Below are 213 nucleotides of genomic sequence, written 5' to 3'. Positions count from 1 at the left end.
GATAAATAATTTTTATAAATCGGCTTCATTAGCACATGTTCAGCACGTAAACGTTGAATCAATTCGGTTGCATTCATATTTTTATTTGTCTCTGTATAGTCGAAAGTGTTCTTATAATAACGTACTACTTTACATTCAAACAGAAACACTGGCATAGTAGGTCAACAAAAAAAACATACTGATTATTTTTCATAAGACGAATTGTATTATTAA

The sequence above is a fragment of the Bacillus sp. JJ1127 genome, assembly GCF_036965845.1.
Lineage (GTDB): Bacteria > Bacillota > Bacilli > Bacillales > Bacillaceae_G > Bacillus_A.
The sequence above is the reverse complement of the archived record's forward strand: the minus strand, read 5'-3'. Positions refer to the sequence as shown.